The organism is Amycolatopsis sp. NPDC059235 (assembly GCF_042754125.1).
Classification (GTDB): domain Bacteria; phylum Actinomycetota; class Actinomycetes; order Mycobacteriales; family Pseudonocardiaceae; genus Amycolatopsis; species Amycolatopsis albidoflava.
In genome coordinates, this window is sequence record NZ_JBHZAG010000057.1 from 49542 (window position 1) to 68513 (window position 18972).

General features: G+C 67.8%; 22 protein-coding genes. 16 read left to right on the forward strand and 6 right to left on the reverse strand.

Translation table 11 applies throughout. The annotated features are described in order from the left end of the window. Positions 1-2: 2 nt before the first annotated feature. Positions 3-221: a DUF3311 domain-containing protein gene (locus ACFXI3_RS30655; protein WP_344268740.1), complete on the reverse strand. Its 219-nt coding sequence runs from the start codon at positions 219-221 to the stop codon at positions 3-5. 149 nt (positions 222-370) lie between these two features. Between ACFXI3_RS30655 and ACFXI3_RS30660 the strand changes: the two genes are divergently transcribed. The 3 genes from ACFXI3_RS30660 (at position 371) to ACFXI3_RS30670 (ending at position 3557) form a co-directional block, all read left to right on the forward strand. Beyond that, the gene (locus ACFXI3_RS30660; RefSeq protein ID WP_378404186.1) at positions 371-1642 is read left to right on the forward strand and encodes an amidohydrolase family protein; all 1272 of its coding nucleotides are present in this window, start codon (positions 371-373) and stop codon (positions 1640-1642) included. 34 nt (positions 1643-1676) lie between these two features. Then, the gene (locus tag ACFXI3_RS30665; RefSeq protein WP_378404188.1) at positions 1677-2327 is read left to right on the forward strand and encodes an HAD family hydrolase; all 651 of its coding nucleotides are present in this window, start codon (positions 1677-1679) and stop codon (positions 2325-2327) included. Positions 2328-2414: 87 nt separating this feature from the next. Next, positions 2415-3557 carry a TetR/AcrR family transcriptional regulator gene (locus tag ACFXI3_RS30670; protein ID WP_378404190.1) on the forward strand — a complete coding sequence of 381 codons (1143 nt, stop codon included), beginning with the start codon at positions 2415-2417 and terminating at the stop codon, positions 3555-3557. On the opposite strand, the gene ACFXI3_RS30675 is transcribed toward ACFXI3_RS30670, so the two are convergent. Further along, entirely contained in the window at positions 3554-4765 is a 1212-nt protein-coding gene (locus ACFXI3_RS30675; protein ID WP_378404217.1) for an oxygenase MpaB family protein, read from the reverse strand. The two genes, ACFXI3_RS30670 and ACFXI3_RS30675, sit on opposite strands and share 4 nt — an antisense overlap. Before the next feature lie 205 nt (positions 4766-4970). Here ACFXI3_RS30675 and ACFXI3_RS30680 point away from each other — a divergent pair, with 205 nt between their 5' ends. The 4 genes from ACFXI3_RS30680 to ACFXI3_RS30695 are packed head-to-tail and all read left to right on the forward strand — an operon-like array spanning position 4971 to position 7344. After that, positions 4971-5147, forward strand: coding sequence for a hypothetical protein (locus tag ACFXI3_RS30680; protein ID WP_378404191.1), 177 nt, complete (start codon positions 4971-4973; stop codon positions 5145-5147). Between the two features lie 22 nt (positions 5148-5169). Beyond that, on the forward strand, positions 5170-5430 hold the full coding sequence (locus ACFXI3_RS30685) for a hypothetical protein (protein WP_378404193.1): 261 nt from the start codon (positions 5170-5172) through the stop codon (positions 5428-5430). Continuing rightward, positions 5430-6530, forward strand: coding sequence for a hypothetical protein (locus ACFXI3_RS30690; RefSeq protein ID WP_378404195.1), 1101 nt, complete (start codon positions 5430-5432; stop codon positions 6528-6530). The genes ACFXI3_RS30685 and ACFXI3_RS30690 overlap by 1 nt, the downstream gene beginning before the upstream one ends. Next, positions 6508-7344: a hypothetical protein gene (locus tag ACFXI3_RS30695; protein WP_378404197.1), complete on the forward strand. Its 837-nt coding sequence runs from the start codon at positions 6508-6510 to the stop codon at positions 7342-7344. The genes ACFXI3_RS30690 and ACFXI3_RS30695 overlap by 23 nt, the downstream gene beginning before the upstream one ends. 6 nt (positions 7345-7350) lie before the next feature. Here ACFXI3_RS30695 and ACFXI3_RS30700 read toward each other — a convergent pair whose 3' ends face one another. Beyond that, positions 7351-7791, reverse strand: a complete 441-nt coding sequence (locus ACFXI3_RS30700; RefSeq protein ID WP_378404199.1) for an ArsI/CadI family heavy metal resistance metalloenzyme — start codon at positions 7789-7791, stop codon at positions 7351-7353. Positions 7792-7872: 81 nt separating this feature from the next. Between ACFXI3_RS30700 and ACFXI3_RS30705 the strand changes: the two genes are divergently transcribed. From ACFXI3_RS30705 to ACFXI3_RS30725, 5 genes are read left to right on the forward strand one after another with little or no spacing between them, the layout of a single operon-like run. Continuing rightward, complete coding sequence (locus tag ACFXI3_RS30705) at positions 7873-8235, forward strand: ArsR/SmtB family transcription factor (RefSeq protein WP_378404201.1); 363 nt, start codon at positions 7873-7875, stop codon at positions 8233-8235. Continuing rightward, positions 8232-9302 (forward strand): ACR3 family arsenite efflux transporter, encoded by a 1071-nt coding sequence (gene arsB, locus ACFXI3_RS30710; protein WP_344268770.1) that lies wholly within the window; start codon positions 8232-8234, stop codon positions 9300-9302. The genes ACFXI3_RS30705 and arsB overlap by 4 nt, the downstream gene beginning before the upstream one ends. Next, positions 9299-9697 (forward strand): arsenate reductase ArsC, encoded by a 399-nt coding sequence (locus tag ACFXI3_RS30715; RefSeq protein ID WP_344268773.1) that lies wholly within the window; start codon positions 9299-9301, stop codon positions 9695-9697. The genes arsB and ACFXI3_RS30715 overlap by 4 nt, the downstream gene beginning before the upstream one ends. Positions 9698-9747: 50 nt before the next feature. Continuing rightward, positions 9748-10080, forward strand: coding sequence for an ArsR/SmtB family transcription factor (locus ACFXI3_RS30720; RefSeq protein ID WP_378404203.1), 333 nt, complete (start codon positions 9748-9750; stop codon positions 10078-10080). Beyond that, positions 10077-10790: a methyltransferase domain-containing protein gene (locus ACFXI3_RS30725; protein ID WP_378404205.1), complete on the forward strand. Its 714-nt coding sequence runs from the start codon at positions 10077-10079 to the stop codon at positions 10788-10790. Before ACFXI3_RS30720 ends, ACFXI3_RS30725 begins: the two co-directional genes overlap by 4 nt. Positions 10791-10795: 5 nt before the next feature. On the opposite strand, the gene ACFXI3_RS30730 is transcribed toward ACFXI3_RS30725, so the two are convergent. After that, entirely contained in the window at positions 10796-11695 is a 900-nt protein-coding gene (locus ACFXI3_RS30730; RefSeq protein ID WP_378404207.1) for a LysR family transcriptional regulator, read from the reverse strand. 119 nt (positions 11696-11814) lie between these two features. On the opposite strand from ACFXI3_RS30730, the gene ACFXI3_RS30735 reads away from it, so the two are divergent. From ACFXI3_RS30735 to ACFXI3_RS30745, 3 genes are read left to right on the forward strand one after another with little or no spacing between them, the layout of a single operon-like run. Further along, positions 11815-12654, forward strand: a complete 840-nt coding sequence (locus ACFXI3_RS30735; RefSeq protein ID WP_378404209.1) for a polysaccharide deacetylase family protein — start codon at positions 11815-11817, stop codon at positions 12652-12654. After that, entirely contained in the window at positions 12651-13610 is a 960-nt protein-coding gene (locus tag ACFXI3_RS30740; protein ID WP_378404211.1) for an NmrA/HSCARG family protein, read from the forward strand. Before ACFXI3_RS30735 ends, ACFXI3_RS30740 begins: the two co-directional genes overlap by 4 nt. Further along, positions 13607-14773, forward strand: coding sequence for a glycine C-acetyltransferase (locus ACFXI3_RS30745; protein ID WP_378404213.1), 1167 nt, complete (start codon positions 13607-13609; stop codon positions 14771-14773). The genes ACFXI3_RS30740 and ACFXI3_RS30745 overlap by 4 nt, the downstream gene beginning before the upstream one ends. 62 nt (positions 14774-14835) lie before the next feature. Here the strand turns inward: ACFXI3_RS30745 and ACFXI3_RS30750 are convergent, their stop codons facing one another. Both ACFXI3_RS30750 and glnA read right to left on the reverse strand, forming a co-directional pair. Next, positions 14836-16677: a plasmid pRiA4b ORF-3 family protein gene (locus tag ACFXI3_RS30750; RefSeq protein WP_378404215.1), complete on the reverse strand. Its 1842-nt coding sequence runs from the start codon at positions 16675-16677 to the stop codon at positions 14836-14838. A gap of 157 nt (positions 16678-16834) precedes the next feature. Further along, positions 16835-18259 (reverse strand): type I glutamate--ammonia ligase, encoded by a 1425-nt coding sequence (gene glnA / locus ACFXI3_RS30755; protein WP_370940089.1) that lies wholly within the window; start codon positions 18257-18259, stop codon positions 16835-16837. A gap of 172 nt (positions 18260-18431) precedes the next feature. On the opposite strand from glnA, the gene ACFXI3_RS30760 reads away from it, so the two are divergent. After that, positions 18432-18920, forward strand: coding sequence for an RDD family protein (locus tag ACFXI3_RS30760; RefSeq protein ID WP_344268821.1), 489 nt, complete (start codon positions 18432-18434; stop codon positions 18918-18920). The last annotated feature ends 52 nt before the right edge of the window (positions 18921-18972 follow it).

An 18972-nucleotide genomic window follows, 5' to 3' on the forward strand; every position in this document is an offset into this window, starting at 1 on the left:
CGTCACACCCGGTCCAGGTCGCCGCGGCGGCGGTCAATCGCGTAGACGAGACCGATCGCGCCGGAGCCGATCAGGACGCCCGCGGTCATCCACACCAGCAGGAACGGGATCGAGCCGAAGACGTAGTCGATCCGGTTGACCAGGGGAATCGCCGCGACGCACCACGCGAACGGGACGACGAGCAGAAGCCAGTGCCAGCGGCGTTTTTTCGGTCGGGCCATCGATCGCTCCTCAGCTACCCACGTCACTGTGTTCAGCCTGGATGAATGTGCATCAGTGTGAGCGATGACTTGTGTCGCGTCAATGACGACGATCGGGTGGACGCAAGAGAGGCTTGCGCAGTGGGAGTGCTGACTGTTCACTGTGGCTAATGGCAGCTCAACGTATCTCCGCGGAGGCAGGCATGATTTTCACCGCCGCACGACTGCTGACCGACGCGTCCGCCCCGCTGATCCGCGACGCCGCCGTGGCCGTCTCGGACGGCGTGATCACCTATGCCGGGCCAAGGAATTCCGTCCCCGCAGGCGAGGTTGCCGATCTCGGCGACGTCACTCTGATGCCCGGCTTGATCGACTGTCACGTCCACCTCTGCCAGGACCCAGGCTCCGGCGAGGTCACCCTGGAAATGTCCGCCGACGACGATGCCCTGAGCCGCCGGATGATCGCCAACGCGCGACGATTGCTGGACGCTGGCGTCACCACTGCGCGCGACCTTGGCTCGCCCGGCACCTTGGGCACCCGCGTACGGGATCTCCTTGCTGCCACGCCGAAAGCCACCCCGAGAATGCTCGCCGCGAACGCACCGATCACCGTCACCGGCGGCCACGCCGCGTCGATGGGCGGCGTCGCGGACGGCGTCGACCAGGTCCGCGCTGTGGTGAAACAACACTTCGACGACGGCGTCGACCTGATCAAAGTCATGACCACCGGCGGCTTCATGACCCCCGGGAGCCATCCGTCGGAAGCGCGCTACACCGTGGACGAGCTAGCCGCCTTGGTGTCTGAAGCGCACTCTCGCGGGTTGCCAGTCACGACGCACGCTCTCGGCGTCGAAGGCATTGAACGAGCCGTACTCGCCGGTGTCGATTGCATCGAGCATTGCGGCTGGGTCACCCGTACTGGCACCGAATTCGATCCGCGGATCGCCGAGATGATCGTGGCGCGCGGTGTCGCCGTCAGTCCGACCATGAACACCGCTTGCACTGCAGCGGATTACATGTGCCCGTGGGACGAACGCGACGCCGTTGTCGGCAACCTCCGCGCGCTGATTTCCTTGGGTGCCACCATTGTCGCCGGAACCGACGCCGGAATCCCGTTAGTCCACTTTGAACGCTACGCCGACTGCCTGGACACCTTCGCCGAAGCCGGAATGACTCCCCGGCAAGCGATCGCCAGCGCCACCTCGGTCGCCGCCCGCGTCTGCGGCCTGACCGACGTAACCGGTCGATTGGCACCCGGATTCCGCGCCGACGTCATCGCTGTCGACGGCGATCCGACTGAGTCGCTGGCCTCCCTGCACCGCCCCCGTTTCGTCATGGCCGACGGGCTCCGCCACGAAATCCGCGGCCACGACGTGGGTACCGGCGACTCCGCGGCCAGGGACCGAATCCGCCGAAACCTCGAACAGGGGGCCGGACGATGACAGACTGAAGGTCCACTGAGCGGAGGGGGACCTGATGTTGTTCGACTGGACGCCGGAGGCGGTCGTCTTCGATTGCGACGGCCTGCTGATGGACACCGAACCCTGCTGGTCTGTCGCCGAAACCGAGCTGTTCGCCCGCCGCGGCCTGCCGTTCGGCGCGGAGCAGAAGGCGCTGGTCATCGGCAAATCCGTCGCCGCGGCCGCCGACACCATGGCTGGCGTGTTCGGCGAACCGGGCAACGGCCCCGCGATCGCGGACGAGCTGCTGGCCATGGTGACCGAAGTGGTGTCCGCCAAGGCCGAAGCGATGCCCGGAGCCCACGAACTGGTCGAACTCGCGGCCGCCGCGGTACCGGTCGCGGTGGCCAGCAATTCGCCCCGCGCGCTCTTGGAAGCCGCGCTGGCGCGAGGCGGTTTCGAGTTCCAGATCAGCGTGGCCGCCGACGAGGTCGCCGAGCCCAAGCCAGCACCGGAGATCTACCTGACGTCCTGCGCCCGGCTGGGCGTGGCCCCGGCCTCCGCACTCGCCTTCGAGGACTCGATGACCGGCCTGCGGTCCGCCCGCGCCGCTGGCGTGCCGGTGGTCGGCGTCCCGACGTTGCCCGGTACCGAATTCCCCGCCGACGTCGTGGTCCCGTCCCTGCGGGACGCCGGACTCCTGACCTGGATCAAGCAGTGGCGATGACCCCGCGCCCCGGGTGAAGACCCGCCCGTCTCGTGATTGACTGGCCGGCATGGCCGTACTTCCGCATCCGGGTGCTCGGGGTCCGCAGTGACCTCCGAACCGGCTGCGGCCACCCGTCCGCGCAACCGCAAGCAGCTCATCGTCGAGGCGGCGGGCCGGGCCTTCAGCGAACGCGGATACCACGCGGCGTCCATGGAAGAGATCGCCGCCGCCGTCGGAATCACCGCGGCGGCGCTGTACCGGCATTTCCCGAACAAGTACGCCCTGTTCACCGAATGCGCCAACGTGATGGCAGACCGACTGGTCGCCGCCCTGGACGCAGTCCCCGCTGATGCCCCCGCGGACGACGTCCTCCGCCCGCTGGCCCGCGTCACGGTCGCCCACCGCGAGTCCGGCGGCCTGTACCGCTGGGAGGCCCGCTACCTCGACCGAGCGGACCGTCGCGTCCTGAGCGCCAAATTCGCCCACGTCGTCGCGCGGGTGACAGAGGTAGTGCAGCCATCACCGGACGCGGACCTGCGAGCGGTAGCCGCACTCGGCGCGATCGGCTCGATCACCATGCACCGCACGTCGATCGCCCACCACCGTGCCGAGAACCTGCTGACCGAATCCGCCCTGCGCCTGGTCACCGCAACGACCACCGCGTCCGCGCCCGCCGTCTCGCTGCCCACCCAGCCTGTCCCGCGAACCCGCCGCGCGCAGATCCTCGCCGCCGCCGTGCCGCTGTTCGAACGCGACGGATTCGCCACCGTCACCAACGCCCGAATCGCCGAGGCAGTTGGGCTGGTTCCTTCCGCCCTCTACCGCCATTTCCCCAACAAAGCCGAAATCCTGGCAGCCGCGTGCCTGCAAGCCGCTGGACTCCTGTCGCAAGCGGTAGAACAAAACCTCCACGGCACCACCGGCGCGGAAGCCCTGCCCGTCCTAGCCGCGACCTACGTGGCCTACAGCTTCGAACACACCGCCCTGACCAACGTCGCCGCCGCCGAACTGGGCGGTCTCCCGGCCGCGTTGCAACGCCCGCTGAACCTCGCCCAACGCGAGCACATCGCGGTCTGGGAACACCAACTCCGCCTGGCCCGCCCGGAGCTGGACGCGCACCAAGCCCGCGTACTGGTGCACGCGGGCTTCGGCGCAGTAGTCGAAACCGGACGGCGGCTGCGGTGGGAGGACACCCCCGGCCACCGCGCCGCCGTCACCGCCTTCCTGCTGAGTGCGCTGGGACTCTAAGCACCCGGCCGATTCGCCGTGGGAAGCGTGATCGGCGTCTGAGTCGGCGACGTCCCGTTGTTGAGGTACAGCATCGAAATGCCGCGCACGAACTGATCGAAGAGATAAAAACTGCCCGGCATGATCTTGGACGCCCCCTCCCTGAACGCGACATACGCCGGCCACTCGATCCGCACGAGTGCCGCCTGCGCGTAATCGCGGGGGAGCCCGAGCCAATCGCCCATCTGGTCGTTGAGCAGATACCGCACCAGTTCATTGACGAACCCGGAATCGAGTCCGAGCGTCGGCTTCTCGATATACCCGAGCAGCGTCTTCGCCAGGCTGACCCCTTCGTCGGTCGGCCCGAGCACCGGCCACAACATCTGCTGTGCCTGAGCTTCCGCGTCCGCCCAGGTCTGCGGAATAAACTGCTCCTGCACGCCGAGCAGATGCAGCGCGACCTGCCAGGCATGCAGATCCGCGTCCTGCTCGGCCGTCGACAACGCGATGTTCCACTTGAGCATGTTGCTGCGCGCGAACGTCGCCACCGAATGGAACGTCCGCAAAATGTCACCGTTGCTGATCGGCTTGGGCTGATCCGCTCCAGCTTGGTACTTCGCCGACGTCGGCAGCAAATTCCGCACCACAGCATGTACGAGCCGGGTCTTGTTGGCCGTGACGACGAAATGCCCGTCCGGCGCCCAAGCCTTGGAATTATGCAGGTCGTACCCGAACGTGAACGTCTTCGCGGCCCGCTGTTTCATATCCGCGCCGCCGGCCGACCAGTAAACCGCCCGCGCCTCCCGCGGAATGACGGTGCTCATGATCCCGCTGCCCAGCGTCTCCGAGACGAACAGATAACTGCTCAACCGGGTATACAGCTTCTCCGAAGCAGCGAGCTTGGCCGGATCCGCCCACGACGGCAGTTTGTTGACCTGCCGCAGATACGCGACCACATAGTCCGGCATGCCGGCAGGCAACGGCGCGTTGTTGTCGATCCAGCCCTGCCAAGCCGTATTGACCGCGGGAATCTTGCCCTCTTTGAGCAACGCCGCGGCGACCGCGTCCGCCGTGTCGTCCCAGACCTGGAACGGATCGGCCCCCGTCCCGCTGCCGGCGATCGACCCCTTGCCCGACCACGCCCACGCAGTGCCGGTGGTGCCCGCCATGCCCGCGATGCCCAACGCCGCGCCGAGGGTCAGCACCTTCCTTCTGCTGAGATTCTCCATGTACTTGTCTGCCTCTCTGGTAGGCGTCGTTGCCATCCCATCACCGGCCAGGGGCTGCTCGCCGCCCCGTGTCGACAGTCTCGGAAGAAGTGATTTCTCATTAACATAACGGCGCCGGTCGGCTGGTGGCAAGAGGTGTCGCCGCTCCGGATCAACGCCCCGCGCGGTTTGCGGTGTGCGCGCCGGTTTGTGACACTCGACGACTGTGAGTGATTCGGCAGCGCAGGAACCGGCTTCGATCCCGCCGGAGTTTCCGCCGGTGGTGTACGTGCCCTGCGCCGAGCACGTGGAGGAGATCGCGGACGCCCGGCCGGTGCTGCGGCGGACGAAAGAGGGCAAGGTCGCCCTCTTCGCGTACTCCGCGCTCGACCGGTATCGGTAGGGGATACGAGCTCGGACCGGGGGTGCTCGACGGCATCCGGGGCCAGCTGAGCGACGCTCGCGGCCAGGTCGAAGGACTGTCCGGCTCCGTTCCGCAAGGTGTCGACGCCGGACTGCTGACCGGCCCGCTCGACGCGGCGCTCTCGAGTCTGGTCGAAAGCGCCGCGCAGTTCTCGACGGCACTCGGCGGAGTCGCCGACGATGTCGAGACCGGGAAGAAGGACTACGAACGCGCCGAGGCCGACGTGCAGGACCAGCTGCCGAGGCCGGGCGGGGGTGCCTGATGCCGATAGAGACCAAGGTGGACGGCGATCCCGGCAGCATGCGTGCCGCGGCGAATTGGCTGAGACAAGATCTTTCGCAAGCGATTCACCGCGCGAACGACAAGGTGTACGGCGCGCGGAACAGCGCCGCGAGCGGCCTTCGGGGCGAGGCGGCCGATCAACTGCGGCAGAAGCTGACGACGGGCGGCAGGCAGGCCGACGACTTCGCGGAAAGCGTTTCCTCGGTGGCACAGAAAGTGGACGCCGCTGCCGACGTCTTGCAGCAGGTGCAGACCGACCTGGGGCGAATCCGCTCGGACGCCGCCAGCGCCGGGTTGTCCGTGACGGGAACGGTCATCCAAGATCCCGGGCAGTCTGGCTCAGCCGGGGATCACCAGGCCAAGGCCGACGCGTACCAGAAGGCCAGCGCCGAAGCGGAGGACGCGCGCCGCCGGTGGAAACAGCAGGTCGAGCAGCGGTCGCAGGACTTTCAGAACACCAAGAACAAGACTGTCTTCACACTCGCCGGATTCGGGGTCACGGGCGGGACGGAAGCGGCCAAGGTGCACAAGTCGATCCTCGAGAAGGATTCGACCGAACTGCGCACCCGCGCCGCGCAATCCCTCAAGCACGCGGAAGCCATCGGTGGAGCCGATCCGAAGGGCTTCTACACGAATATCGACGCCGCGGCGGCGGACACCGCGGCAGCGGACAGCCAAGCCGCGCGAGCCGCGAAGTTCGGCAAGACGCTCACCCGGGTCGGCAACGTCGGCGGCGGCGCCTTGGCGTTGGGCGGGATCGCCTACGACATCTCCCACGGCAAACCCGTGGCACAGGCGGTGACGTCCGGCGCGGCGGGGTTCGGCGCGTCGATCGCGACCGGGGCCGCGGTCGGCACCGTGATCGGCGGCCCGGTCGGCACCGCGGTGGGCGCGGTCGCGGGAACGGTGGTCGGCGCGTTCACCTCCGGCGCGGTGGATTCGATGTTCAAGCACGGCGGACACGTCGGATCGGCGATCGACGACGGGATCAAAGCGGTCGGGGACACCGGCAAAGCGGTGGGGTCGCTCGCATCGGACGCAGGCAGCGGGGTGAAACATGTCTGGGACTCGATCTTCTGATTGCCTGACGGTTCCGGAGGCGTGGGCCGCCGGCCCGGCCGGCCGGTACCGCAACGCGCTGGCCATCCTGATGCTGCTGACGCTGGCGGCGGCGGCGATCAGCGTGTACCTGTACACCGGCGGAAGGTGGATGGCCGGAACCGGCGCGGCGTGGTTCACGGTGCTGCTGGCCGTTTTTGTCTACGTCGGCACGGACGCCCGGTTGCGCCAGAAGCCGACGGGATCGGCTGTGACCACAACGGTGACCGCGCAAGGACGGCCCGCGACTGAACTGAGCTATTCGGCGCTGCAGTTCTCGGGCTACCTGTTCATCCTGTCCTGGATCGCGTTCGGCCTGTTCCTGTTCGCTGTTCTCGCGCACGAATCGGACGACTCGACGGTGCGGAACGCGACGATCCCGTTCGCGGTCGCGGGCGTGCTGATCTTGACTTTCCCGGCGGTCGTCGCCCTCGGCTGGTTCCGCCGAGGGCGGATTCTCCTGACCACAGAAGGCATTTACCAGCGCGGGTGGACGTTCGAGTCGTTCCTGCCGTGGTCGGCGATCACGTCGATCCAGCCGTACTTCCTCGACGGGCCGGAGATCTGGGTCGCGGCCGGGAAAAACGAGCGACAGTGGCAGCGCAAGCAATTCACCCGCTGGTGGCGCCAAGACCGGCTGCCCGCGGACCCGGTACTCCACATCCCGGCCAAGAACCTCGGCGTCGACGCCACCTTCGCCTACCACCTGCTCGGCTACTACTACCTGCATCCAGCCAGCCGGACCGAACTCGGCAGCACGCTCGCCGTCGACCGGGCACGGCAGGCGAATTTCTGAGCTTGTTCAGGCACAACAGCCCTCGGGCTTGGCGGCATCGTCGGACGTGCAGCACGCGGTGTTGTCCGATCCGAACGTCTGCGCATCCGCCTTGACGGTGTAGACCTCCCACGGCTCCCGGCCCGGACCGTGCACCCACACCTTGTCCTGCACGGCGTAGCAGCAGGTGGTGTTGTCCTCGGGCAAAGTCTCCAGACCCTCTCCGGTGAGGCGCTTGCTGGCCGCGTTGACGTCCTCCGTCGACTCGACCTCGACGCCGAGGTGGTCCAGGACGGTGTCCTGGCCGGGCTCGCCTTCCAGGAGCACGAGCTTGATCGCGGGTTCGGCGACGGCGAAGTTGGCGTAGCCGGGCCGGAGTTTGGCCGGCTCGACGCCGAAGAGCTTCGAGTAGAAGTCGATCGAACCCGCCAGGTCTCCGACCCGCAGGGCGAGCTGAACTCGGGACATCGGTCCTCCTTGAATAGATGTTTGTCGAAACAGGATGGGACCTAGATTGCTGTCTATGTAGAGATCTGTCAAGATAGACAGATGTCGAAGCAACTGCCGCTGGTCGCGATGGACGCGTGCTGCTCCCCGTTGGCGCGCGAGCCGCTGACGGCCGATCAAGCCGTGGAGCTGTCGAAGCTGTTCAAGGCGATGTCCGACCCGGTGCGGCTGCGGCTGCTGTCGCTGATCGCGTCCCACGCCGGCGGGGAAGCGTGCGTGTGCGACTTGACCGACGCGTTCGACCTGACCGGCCCGACGATTTCCCACCACCTGAAGGTGCTGCGCGAATCCGGCCTGATCACCGGGGAGCGGCGCGGCACTTGGGTCTACTACCGGGTCCACCCCGAAGTGCTTGCCCGGCTCTCGGCCGTGCTGGTCCCGGGCGGGACGGAGGCGCTGGCATGACCGGGGAAACGGGCGTCGTCGGCAAACTGTCCACTTTGGACAGATTCCTGCCGGTGTGGATCGCCGTCGCGATGCTGGCCGGATTGCTGGCGGGCCGATGGATTCCCGGCCTTGGCGAGGTCCTGAACGCGGTGCGGGTCGACGGGATTTCCTTGCCGATCGCGCTCGGGCTGCTCGTGATGATGTACCCGGTGCTGGCGAAGGTCCGCTACGACCGGCTCGGCAGCGTGACCGGCGACCGGCGGCTGCTGTGGCCGTCGCTGGTGCTGAACTGGCTGATCGGCCCGGCGCTGATGTTCGCGCTCGCCTGGCTGCTGCTGCCCGACCTGCCGGAATACCGGACGGGGCTGATCATCGTCGGCCTCGCCCGGTGCATCGCGATGGTGATCATCTGGAACGACCTGGCCTGCGGCGACCGGGAAGCCGCCGCCGTGCTGGTCGCGCTGAACTCGGTGTTCCAGGTCGTCATGTTCGGCGTCCTCGGCTGGTTTTACCTCGCCGTGCTGCCCGGCTGGCTGGGCCTGCCGCAAGCCGGGTTGAGTGTTTCCGGGTGGCAAATCGCCAAGAGCGTGCTGGTGTTCCTGGGCATCCCGCTGCTCGCGGGTTATCTTTCGCGTCGGCTGGGGGAGCGTGCGAAGGGCCGTACCTGGTACGAATCCCGGTTCCTGCCGAAGGTCGGCCCGGTCGCGCTGTACGGGCTGCTGTTCACCATCGTGGTCTTGTTCGCGTTGCAGGGCGACCAGATCACCAGCCGCCCGCTCGACGTCGCCCGGATCGCGCTGCCTTTGTTGGTCTACTTCGGACTCATGTGGGCCGGCTCCTACGCGGTCGGCAAGGCGGTCGGCCTGTCGTACGAACGGACCACGACGCTGGCGTTCACCGCCGCGGGCAACAACTTCGAACTCGCCATCGCCGTCGCGATCGCCACTTTCGGCGCCACGAGCGGACAAGCGCTCGCCGGAGTCGTCGGGCCGCTCATCGAAGTCCCGGTCCTGGTCGCGCTGGTCTACGTGTCTCTCGCGCTCCGACGCCGCTTCGTCACGACGCCCGCGGAGGTCTCGTCATGACCGTCCCCGAAGTGCTCTTCGTCTGCGTCCACAACGCCGGACGCTCGCAAATGGCGGCCGGGCTGCTGCACCATCACGCGCGCGGCAGGGTTGCCGTCCGCTCTGCCGGATCCGCCCCCGCCGACACGGTCAATCCCGCCGTGGTCGCGGTGATGGCCGAACTCGGCATCGACCTGTCCCACGAATTTCCCAAGCCCCTGACCGCCGACGGCGTGCGCTCGGCCGACGTTGTGATCACCATGGGCTGCGGCGACGCTTGTCCCGTGTTCCCCGGCAAGCGCTATCTCGACTGGCAGCTCGACGACCCGGCGGGCCTTCCGGCCGAGCAGGTCCGGCCCATCCGGGACGAGATCGACCGGCGGGTCCGGGACTTGCTCGCCGAGCTGGTCAGCTGACCCCTTCATCGTCTATCGTCTATCGTCGATGGACGATGAAGGAGGATGCCGTGCTGGACCGTGCCGCCGCGGAGACCTATGCCGGATGGTTCCGCGCGCTCGCGGATCCGACGCGCGTCCAGATCCTGCACCTGATCGCTTCCGCGGGCCGTCCGCTGCCGGTCGGCGAGATCGTCGAGCAGGTGAGCGTGAGCCAATCGACGGTCTCGGCGCATCTGAAGATCCTGACCGAGGCCAGGTTCGTCCTGGTGCGACCGCACGGCACCGCCCGGTTGTACCAGGTCAACAGGCAGTGCTTGTCCTGCTTCCCCAGTGCGGCCGACGTCGTCATGGGCAAGGCGGCCGTCCCCTTCGCCGACATCGTTTGCGAGGTATCGAGATGACGTCAGACCAGGACGCGATCCGTGACCGCTATGCCAATGCCGCACGCCGAGCGTTGGCGGGCGAAGCCACCGGCCTGCTGTCTGGATCCGAACGACTCGGCGCGGTGCACTACGCGGAAGAAAACGTCCCCGAAACGGTGGCAGCCACTAGTCTGGGCTGCGGAAATCCGCTTGCAGTCGCCGATCTGCGGCCCGGCGAAACTGTCCTCGACCTCGGCTCCGGCGGCGGCCTGGACGTACTGCTTTCCGCCCGTCGCGTCGGGCCGGAAGGCCGCGCCATCGGTCTCGACATGACTGATGAAATGCTCACCCTCGCCCGACGGCACGCCGCACAGGCAGGGGTCGGGAACGTCGAGTTCGTCAAGGGCACGATCGAAGCCATTCCCTTGCCGGGCAACACTGTGGACGTCGTGATCTCCAACTGCGTCATCGCCCTGTCGCCGGACAAACCGGCAGTTTTCGCGGGGATCGCGCGCGTTCTGCGTCCCGGAGGCCGTCTCGGGGTGACTGACCTTCTCGCCGAGGAAACCTTGACCGACGCGGAGCGAGCTGCCGCTGACGAAGAATGTCTCGGCGGGGCACTCACGGCCGACGACTACCGAGCCTTGCTTCACTCCGCGGGCCTCGTGAACGTCGACATCCGGCGTACCCACGAGGTCGGGAACAAGCTGTACTCGGCAATCATCCGGGCGGACAAGCCGTCAGGCTGACTCGCTCACTGCCGAAGCAGCGGCCCCACTCCCGGAACCCGGATGATCTCCTCCGCGAGAAAGTCCCGCAACAGCCGCACCCGAGTCAGCTCCGCCCGCTCCGGCACGACGAGCAGATTCACCGGCAACGGCGCACAGCTGTACCCAGGAAGCACCTCCCGCAACACCCCGTCCCGAAGAAGATCGTCCACCAGCCACCGCGGCACCGGCGAGATCCCGCGCCCGGCGACGAGCGCCTCCCGCGCAGCCAGCCCGTGATCGACGCGCAACCGAGGCTCGAAGGTCGCGACGTGCGCCGCCCCCTGCGCGTCGATGAGCGTCAACTCATGGCTCTTCGCGACACTCGTCCGCCGAATCACGTCGTGCGTCGACAGATCCTCCGGCAACTCAGGCGTCCCGCGCCGCGCGAGATAGTCCGGCGACGCGACCAGAATCTGATGCGCCACCCCGAGCGGACGCAGCCGTAGTTCGCTGTCCGGCTGAGGTCCGATCTGGATCGCGACGTCCACGCCGTCGCGGATCAGGTCGGAGCGCTCGTCGGTGAGGACGAAGTCGACCCGAATGTCCGGATAGCGGTCCTGAAAATCGAAGATCAGCCTGCTCAGATGCATGACTCCGAAGAACGCCGAACACGAGATCCGCACCTTCCCGGACGCGCCCGCCTTGGCGTCCTCGACCTCCTGCCGCGCCTGCTCGACCAGCCGGAGGATCTCCGTGGCGCGCTCGTAAAAACGGCGCCCTTCCTCGGTCAGCGAAATGCTCCTGGTGGTCCGGCTGAAGACGGACACCCCGAGCGCCTCCTCCAGGTCGCTCACGTGCCGCGTGACGGTGGACTGGCCGACGCCGAGATCCCGTGCGACAGCGGAGAAGCTGCCGCTTTCGGCGACCCGGACGAACGTGCGCATGCGATCGAGCGTGACTTCTGGCTTATGCATCGTGTGGATAAATCCTCTCCGCCGACGAGGCTAAATGAATCGCCCTCCCGCGGCTACCGTGACGATATTCCGAGGGAAAGAAGCGAAGAATGCCCATGGGACCTGTGCGGGCTTGGCCGGACGGCAAGAAGGTCGCGGTGAAGATCTGCGTCGCGCTCGAGTCGTGGTCTGACGGCCATTGGCCGGTCTACGCGCCGATGGCCGCCGCGTGGCCGTTGTCCGATGTGGAGTGCCGGCACAGCATGTCGTGGGCCGAATACGGGGCGACGACGGGAGTGTGGCGGCTGCTCGAAATCCTGGACCGGCATGGCATGTCGGCCACCTTCGGCGTCAGCGGCCTTCTCGCGGAGCGTCATCCCGAACCCGTGCTGGCCGCGCACGCCGCCGGGCACGAGATCGCGGCGCATTCCTACGCCCAGGACATCATTCCCGGACAGCTCAGCGCCGCCGCCGAAGCGGAAAACATCAGGCGCTGCACCGACATCCTGCGCCAGCTCACCGGCTCCCGGCCGACCGGCTGGCTCAGCCCGCGCGCCACCGAATCCCGCGATACGCCCGCCCTCCTCGCCGCGTCCGGTTACCTCTGGTCCGGCGACCGCAGCGACCGCGACCTGCCCTACGTCGCGGCCACCTCGGCGGGTCCGTTGGCCTACCTCATGCACAGCGACTTCACCGACGTCCGCGGCGTAATGGCGGGCCCGCGCGCGTACCGAGACATCCACGTCGACTTCCTCGACTACCTCCTCCGCCAGTCCACGCCAGGCATCCTCAGCCTGACCGTTCACGCACACGTCGGCGGACGCCCGCTGTTCGCCGATCAGTTCGACCAACTGCTCCAGCAGGTCGCCCTCCTGCGGGACGACCTCTGGATCGCCACCTACCACGAGCTAGCCGAGCACGTGCTCAACACCGAAAAGGCCGCATCATGACCCGAACCCTCGTCATCGGCGGCACCGGAGCCATGGGCAGCCGGGTCGTCGCGCGACTCCTCGCCGACACCGGGCACGAAATCACGGTCCTCACCCGCGAGCCAGATTCACCACGCGCGGCAGCTTTGTCCCATGACCGCGTGCGCCTGGTCCGAGGCGACGCGGGCGATCCGCGAAGCATCGAATCCGCGCTGCACGACGTGTCCCAAGTCTTCTGCAACACCGACTTCTTCTCCACCAAAAGCCCGCTCGCCGAGTTCGCCCAAGGCACGAACATCCTTGAAGCAGCCCGACAACACGGCGTCGACCGGTTCGTATGGTCATCGCTGGACAGTGCCGCGACCCTGACCAACGGACGCGTTTTCGTGCCGCACTACGAGGCCAAGGCAGCGGTCGCCGCGCACATCCAGCTCCACCGCTCCGAAGAAATGATGCGGCACGAACCGGACGGCTGGTATACCGAGCACGTCTCGATCCTGGTGACTTCGCCGTATTTCGAGAACCTCCAATCCCGGCTCTCACCCTCCGCCGAGGACGCGGTGTTCACTCTCCCGCTAGGCACCGGCCGATACCCCATGATCGCCCTGGCCGACATCGCCTGGTTCGCAGTGCACATGCTGGAACACTGGCAATCCTGGGGCGCACGCGACCTGTCCGTCTCCGCAGACAGCCTGACCGGCAACGAAATCGCCGAGACTTTCGCGCGGGTAACCGGAACCCCCGCCCGCTACCAAGACCTGCCACTCGACGAACTCCGCACGAGCATCCCCGACGTCGGTCACGACTACGCCGGAATGTTCGGCTTCTTCCAGCAACACGACGTCGCCGCCCACGACCGCGACCTAGCCCTGCTGCGCCGCCTCCATCCCCGCTTGATGACCTTCGAAGACTGGTTGCACCACACCGGATGGGACGGCAGCCGCCGCGAGGTCCAGCAATTCCGGCCCCGCGCATGACCTACACGTCCGTCCAACCCGAACTGCGCACCGCGCTAGCCGAACTCCGCAGCGCAGACCTGTACAAGACCGAACATCACCTCACCTCGCCACAATCGGCACGGCCGGTCGTCGACGGACGGGCTGTCCTGAACTTCTGCGCCAACAACTACCTGGGCCTGGCCGACCACCCCGCAGTAATCGACGCCGCCAAACAAGCCCTGGAAACCCGCGGCTTCGGAATGGCAAGCGTCCGCTTCATCTGCGGCACCCAAACCGAACACGCCGCCCTTGAGAATCGCCTGTCAGCTTGGCTGGGCACCGACGCGATGATCCTGTACTCCTCCTGCTTCGACGCAAACGGCGGCGTCTTCGCCACCCTGCTAGATGAGCGAGACGCGGTTTTCTCCCACACCCTCAACCACGCCTCAATCATCGACGGCATCCGCCTTTCGAAAGCGCGCCGCCACCGCTACCGCACCCTGACGGACCTAGAAACCCAACTGTCGACCCCCGCCCGCCGCCGTCTCATCGTGACCGACGGCGTCTTCTCCATGGACGGCTCCATCGCCCCCTTGCGAGAAATCTGCGACCTAGCCGACCGCTATGACGCCCTGGTCATGGTCGACGACTCACACGCCGTCGGGATCCTCGGCCCGACCGGTGCCGGAACCCCCGAGTTGCTTGGCGTGCAGGACCGAGTCGACATCATCACCGGCACACTGGGCAAAGCCCTCGGCGGTGCTTCCGGCGGCTACGTCAGCGCTCACGCCGAGATCGTGGAGTTGCTGCGACAGCGTTCCCGTCCGTACCTGTTCTCGAACGCCCTCTCACCCGCCATCGTCGCGGGCGCTCTCGCCGCTCTCGACCTCGCAACGGACCCCTCTCGCCGCGCCGCACTCCACCGCAACACCGCTTGCTTCCGCGACCAGATGACTGCAGCTGGCTTCCCTCTCCTGCCTGGCGAACATCCAATCGTGCCAGTGATGTTCGGCGACGCAGGGGAGGCCGTCCGTGTGGCCGAGCGGATGCGGCGGTCTGGCGTGTACGTGACGGCGTTCAGCTATCCGGTGGTGCCATGGGGAGAGGCCCGCATCCGGGTGCAGATCTCGTCGGAGCATTCTCGCGAGGACCTGGACCGCTGCGTCGCCGCGTTCGTCGCGGCACACGGCGCGAACAGCTGAGGAACGCGCCGAGATACTGCCTCTCCGACAGCCGTTCGTGCCCGGAGCGGGGACGAACCAGGTCAGCGCACGATGCGCAGGCGGGGCCCGGTGAGCTGGTCGAGCCGGCGATTGGCGTCCTCGGCGGAAAACGCGTGCGGGTCGAAGTCGGCGGGCGAAGCCAAGCCGAGCCATCCGAGCATGCCCTCGTGCTCGTCGTCGCCCGGATCGGCCAGAATCGCCTTCAGCTCCTGGTAGCCGTACGGGCCGCCGCAGTCCTCCGGTGGGCACGCCCCTTCACCGACAGTGCAGATCGGACCGGTCGTTCCGGCTTCGGCAGGCAGGATTTCTTCCAGCGTGAGCTCGTGTTCCCAGCCGTCGCCGAAGTCGTAGGCGTAGCCCAGCCGGTCGCCGACCTCGGCCAGCAGCTGGGACAGGCGCACCGCCCGCTCGTCGGCGTGGCCGAGGTCCGGGTCGGGAATTCCGTACTGGGCGCCACCCGCGGAGAAGGCGTGCAGATGGCAGTTCTCCCAGCCCATCGCGATCTGGATCACCTCGTGCACCTGGCCGAGATCGAGATCGGCGGGCACCTCCAGGCGTCGCCACACCGGCGGTTTCGTCACGTCGCGCAGGGCGAGCTTGACCTGGTAGCGAGTGTCGGGGCGCACCGCGGCGGGCGGGACGGGCGCGTCCGGTGCGGGCGGTGGACCGCCGGGCAATCCGGCCATCGGAGAAACCGGCAGGAGCTTGACCAGCCGGTCGGCCGCCGGGTGACCAGTGCGGGCCAGCAGCGGCAGGATCTCGGCCTGCTCGGCGCCTGCCTGGTCGTGGAGCAGGCCGGACAGCGCTTGCGGGGGCAGATCGGGAGCCAGCGTGTCCTGCAGGACGGCGAGTGCGTCCGCGGCGGTCCATGCCAGGTCGGTCTCGGCCGGCTCCGTGCCGTCCTGCTCGGCCAGCCAGATCCGCGCGTAGGAGCCGAACCCTTCATAGCCCGCCCACTCCCGCCAAGCGGCGGCCGCGTCCGGGCCGCATTCGCGAGCCAGCGCCAGTGCGGCGAGCCGCTGTTGCCCCGAGGCGGATTCGCCGGCCGAGATCAGTTCGGCCGCGGCCTCGGCCGGCGCGCGGGCGGACAGCCAGGGCCGGGCCATCAGTGCGGCGATCCGGTCGGGCAGCGCCGCCACCGCATCCACCAGCGCGGCGGCATCGGCTCCGGCCGCCGGCGCGTTTCGCCGGAACAGGAAATCGGTGAGCCAGCGCCCCAGCGGGGTCAGCTCGGCGGTGTCGCCGTGCAGGGCGGCGATACCGAACTCGGCGAGGGCTTCGACGATCTCGCCGCCGGCTTCCGTCGTGCCTGCCAGGTCATCGAGGAGGCCGGTCGCCAACGAGCAGGACGGGCAAGTGCAGCCCGGCGTGCCGGCGGCGAGGCCCCTCGCGATGTCCTCGCTCAGGTCGTCCAGCGAGATCGCGCCGCCCCGCTCGTACAGGACGGCCAACCCGTCCAGGAGCTCCGCATCGGGATCGCCCGCCTCACCGGCCAGCCCGAAACACTCCAGCGTGCACCGGGTCCAGATCGCCAGTACCTCGTCCGCGGTCCCCTCGGCCCAGGTCTCCAGCGCGGCGCCCGCGGCCGCCCGGCCACGCTCCACCTCGACGAATCCGGCCGCCGCCGCGGTGAACCACGCCAGCATCAGCTGATCGATGTCCAGCGCGCTGCGGGGCTTGCGGGTAGCCAGTTCGATCCCGAGCAGGTCGCAGGCCTCGACGGCGGCGGCAGGCTTGAGCACTCCCCGAGCGGTCAGCGGCCGACCAGGTCCGACCCATCCGGCCAGCTTCGCCGCCTCGGCGAGCGCCGGACAGCTCCGCGCGGCCGAGGCGAGTTCCTTGGGCGAGAAAACCGGCTCTCGTTCGTCCGCGCGGAATGGCATGAAAGCACCTTAGGGCCGCCGGTCACCAGGGGAACGGCAGGCCGGACTTCTCCACGGCGCGCCGTGGACACCGGGAAACACAAACGGCCGGTCCCGCACGGATGGCGGAACCGGCCGCTTGTCGCTGCCGTTTTACCAGGTCAACCCCGGTGTTGCATCACACGTCGTAGTACAGCGAGAACTCGTACGGGTGCGGACGAAGCCGCAGCGGGTCGATTTCGTTCTCGCGCTTGTACTGGACCCACGTCTCGATCACGTCGGGCGTGAAGACGCCGCCCTCGAGCAGGTAGTCGTGGTCCTGCTCCAGCGTGTCCAGCACGGTGCCGAGGTCGCCCGGGACCAGCTTGACGTTCTTGGCCTCCTCGGGCGGCAGCTCGTAGAGGTCCTTGTCGATCGGCTCCGGCGGCTCGATCTTGTTCTTGATGCCGTCGAGCCCGGCCATCATCATCGCGGAGAACGCCAGGTACGGGTTGCCCGAGGAGTCCGGGCAGCGGAACTCGGCGCGCTTGGCCTTCGCGTTGTTGCCGGTGATCGGGATGCGCACGCAGGCGGAGCGGTTGCGCTGCGAGTACACGAGCGAAACCGGAGCCTCGAAGCCCGGCACCAGGCGGTGGTACGAGTTCACCGTCGGGTTGGTGAAGGCCAGCAGGCTCGGCGCGTGCTTGAGCAGGCCGCCGATGTAGTGCCGCGCCGTGTCGGACAGGCCCGCGTAGCCGGATTCGTCGTGGAACAGCGGCTGGCCGTCCTTCCACAGCGACTGGTGGCAGTGCATGCCCGAGCCGTTGTCGCCGGCCAGCGGCTTCGGCATGAACGTCGCGGTCTTGCCCGCGGCGAACACGGTGTTCTTCACGATGTACTTGAACAGCTGCAGGTCGTCGGCAGCGTGCAGCAGCGTGTTGAACTTGTAGTTGATCTCCGTCTGGCCCGCGGTGCCCACCTCGTGGTGCGCGCGCTCGATCTCGAAGCCGGAGTTCGTCAGGGTGCGGACGATGTCGTCGCGCAGGTCGGCGAAGTGGTCGACCGGCGGGACGGGGAAGTAGCCGCCCTTGAACTTCGTCTTGTAGCCCTGGTTCCCGCCCTCGGTGTCGGCGCCGGTGTTCCACCAGCCCTCGACCGAGTCGATCTCGTGGAACGACAGGTGCTCGGCGTCCTCGAAGCGGACCGAGTCGAAGATGTAGAACTCCGCCTCGGGACCGAAGAAGACGTTGTCGGCGACGCCGTACTCCGCGATGTACTGCTCGGCCTTGCGCGCGATGTTGCGCGGGTCGCGGCTGTAGGCCTCACGGGTGAACGGGTCGTGCACGAAGAAGTTCAGCGAGAGCGTCTTCGCCTTGCGGAACGGGTCGATCCGCGCCGTCTCGGGGTCCGGCAGCAGCAGCATGTCGGACTCGTGGATCGACTGGAAGCCGCGCACCGAGGAGCCGTCGAAGGCGAGGCCCTCTTCGTACGCCTCCAGGTCGAACGCCTTGGCCGGCACCGTGAAGTGCTGCATGACGCCCGGCAGGTCGCAGAACCTGACGTCGATCGACTCGACCTTCTCGTCGGCGATGAGGCGCTGAATGTCGTCTGGAGTAGTGGGCACCCTCGGTGACTCCTTCTCGTTCGTTACCGGCGGCTGTACTCTCTTCGGCTCACGCTAAGAGGGCGGTGTTGCCCGACCGTCACCCGAATGTTTCGCCGGTGTTAACGGGTCGCCGCCACTGCCCAGTCGACCAGGCCGGATGTGGTCCGCGCCACCGGCATACCCTGGACGGGTGGCGAGATGGACGGGTGAATGGCTGCCGGGCACCGGCGACGGTTCCACCGCGGCGGGCCCGCGCGAGGCCCCGAAGTGGCGCGGCGAGTCGATGGGCCTGCCCGAAACCGGCGTCGGCGCGGTGGCCGGCGGCGGCCCGCGCTTCCTCGCGCTGGTCGTCGACCTGGTGCTCGCGTCCCTGATCACGGCCCTGTTCGTGCGCTATGACCTGCAGAACGCGGCCGCGATGCAGACGTTCAACCTCTGGGCGGGCGCGGTCTGGGCGGTCATCACGGTCGCCCCGGTCACGTTCTTCGGATTCACCCCCGGCATGGCGGTCCTCGGCATCCGGGTGGCCCGCCTCGACGGCGCGACGATGGTCGGCGCGTGGCGCGCGCTGGTGCGGATGGTGCTCACCGCGCTGCTGCTCCCGCCGCTGGTGCGCAACGCCGACGGCCGCAACTGGCTCGACCGCGCGACCAACACCGTCGTCATCCGGATGCGCTGAAGTCCGTGAAGGGCTCCTTGAGGGAATCAGATTCCCTCAAGGAGCCCTTCAC

Coding starts and splice junctions, on each gene's coding strand:
- ACFXI3_RS30655 (WP_344268740.1), bottom strand. CDS start 221: ATGGCCCGACCGAAAAAACGCCGCTGGCACTGGCTTCTGCTCGTCGTC.
- ACFXI3_RS30660 (WP_378404186.1), top strand. CDS start 371: ATGGCAGCTCAACGTATCTCCGCGGAGGCAGGCATGATTTTCACCGCC.
- ACFXI3_RS30665 (WP_378404188.1), top strand. CDS start 1,677: ATGTTGTTCGACTGGACGCCGGAGGCGGTCGTCTTCGATTGCGACGGC.
- ACFXI3_RS30675 (WP_378404217.1), bottom strand. CDS start 4,765: ATGGAGAATCTCAGCAGAAGGAAGGTGCTGACCCTCGGCGCGGCGTTG.
- ACFXI3_RS30690 (WP_378404195.1), top strand. CDS start 5,430: ATGCCGATAGAGACCAAGGTGGACGGCGATCCCGGCAGCATGCGTGCC.
- ACFXI3_RS30695 (WP_378404197.1), top strand. CDS start 6,508: ATGTCTGGGACTCGATCTTCTGATTGCCTGACGGTTCCGGAGGCGTGG.
- ACFXI3_RS30700 (WP_378404199.1), bottom strand. CDS start 7,791: ATGTCCCGAGTTCAGCTCGCCCTGCGGGTCGGAGACCTGGCGGGTTCG.
- ACFXI3_RS30705 (WP_378404201.1), top strand. CDS start 7,873: ATGTCGAAGCAACTGCCGCTGGTCGCGATGGACGCGTGCTGCTCCCCG.
- arsB (WP_344268770.1), top strand. CDS start 8,232: ATGACCGGGGAAACGGGCGTCGTCGGCAAACTGTCCACTTTGGACAGA.
- ACFXI3_RS30715 (WP_344268773.1), top strand. CDS start 9,299: ATGACCGTCCCCGAAGTGCTCTTCGTCTGCGTCCACAACGCCGGACGC.
- ACFXI3_RS30725 (WP_378404205.1), top strand. CDS start 10,077: ATGACGTCAGACCAGGACGCGATCCGTGACCGCTATGCCAATGCCGCA.
- ACFXI3_RS30730 (WP_378404207.1), bottom strand. CDS start 11,695: ATGCGCACGTTCGTCCGGGTCGCCGAAAGCGGCAGCTTCTCCGCTGTC.
- ACFXI3_RS30735 (WP_378404209.1), top strand. CDS start 11,815: ATGCCCATGGGACCTGTGCGGGCTTGGCCGGACGGCAAGAAGGTCGCG.
- ACFXI3_RS30740 (WP_378404211.1), top strand. CDS start 12,651: ATGACCCGAACCCTCGTCATCGGCGGCACCGGAGCCATGGGCAGCCGG.
- ACFXI3_RS30745 (WP_378404213.1), top strand. CDS start 13,607: ATGACCTACACGTCCGTCCAACCCGAACTGCGCACCGCGCTAGCCGAA.
- ACFXI3_RS30750 (WP_378404215.1), bottom strand. CDS start 16,677: ATGCCATTCCGCGCGGACGAACGAGAGCCGGTTTTCTCGCCCAAGGAA.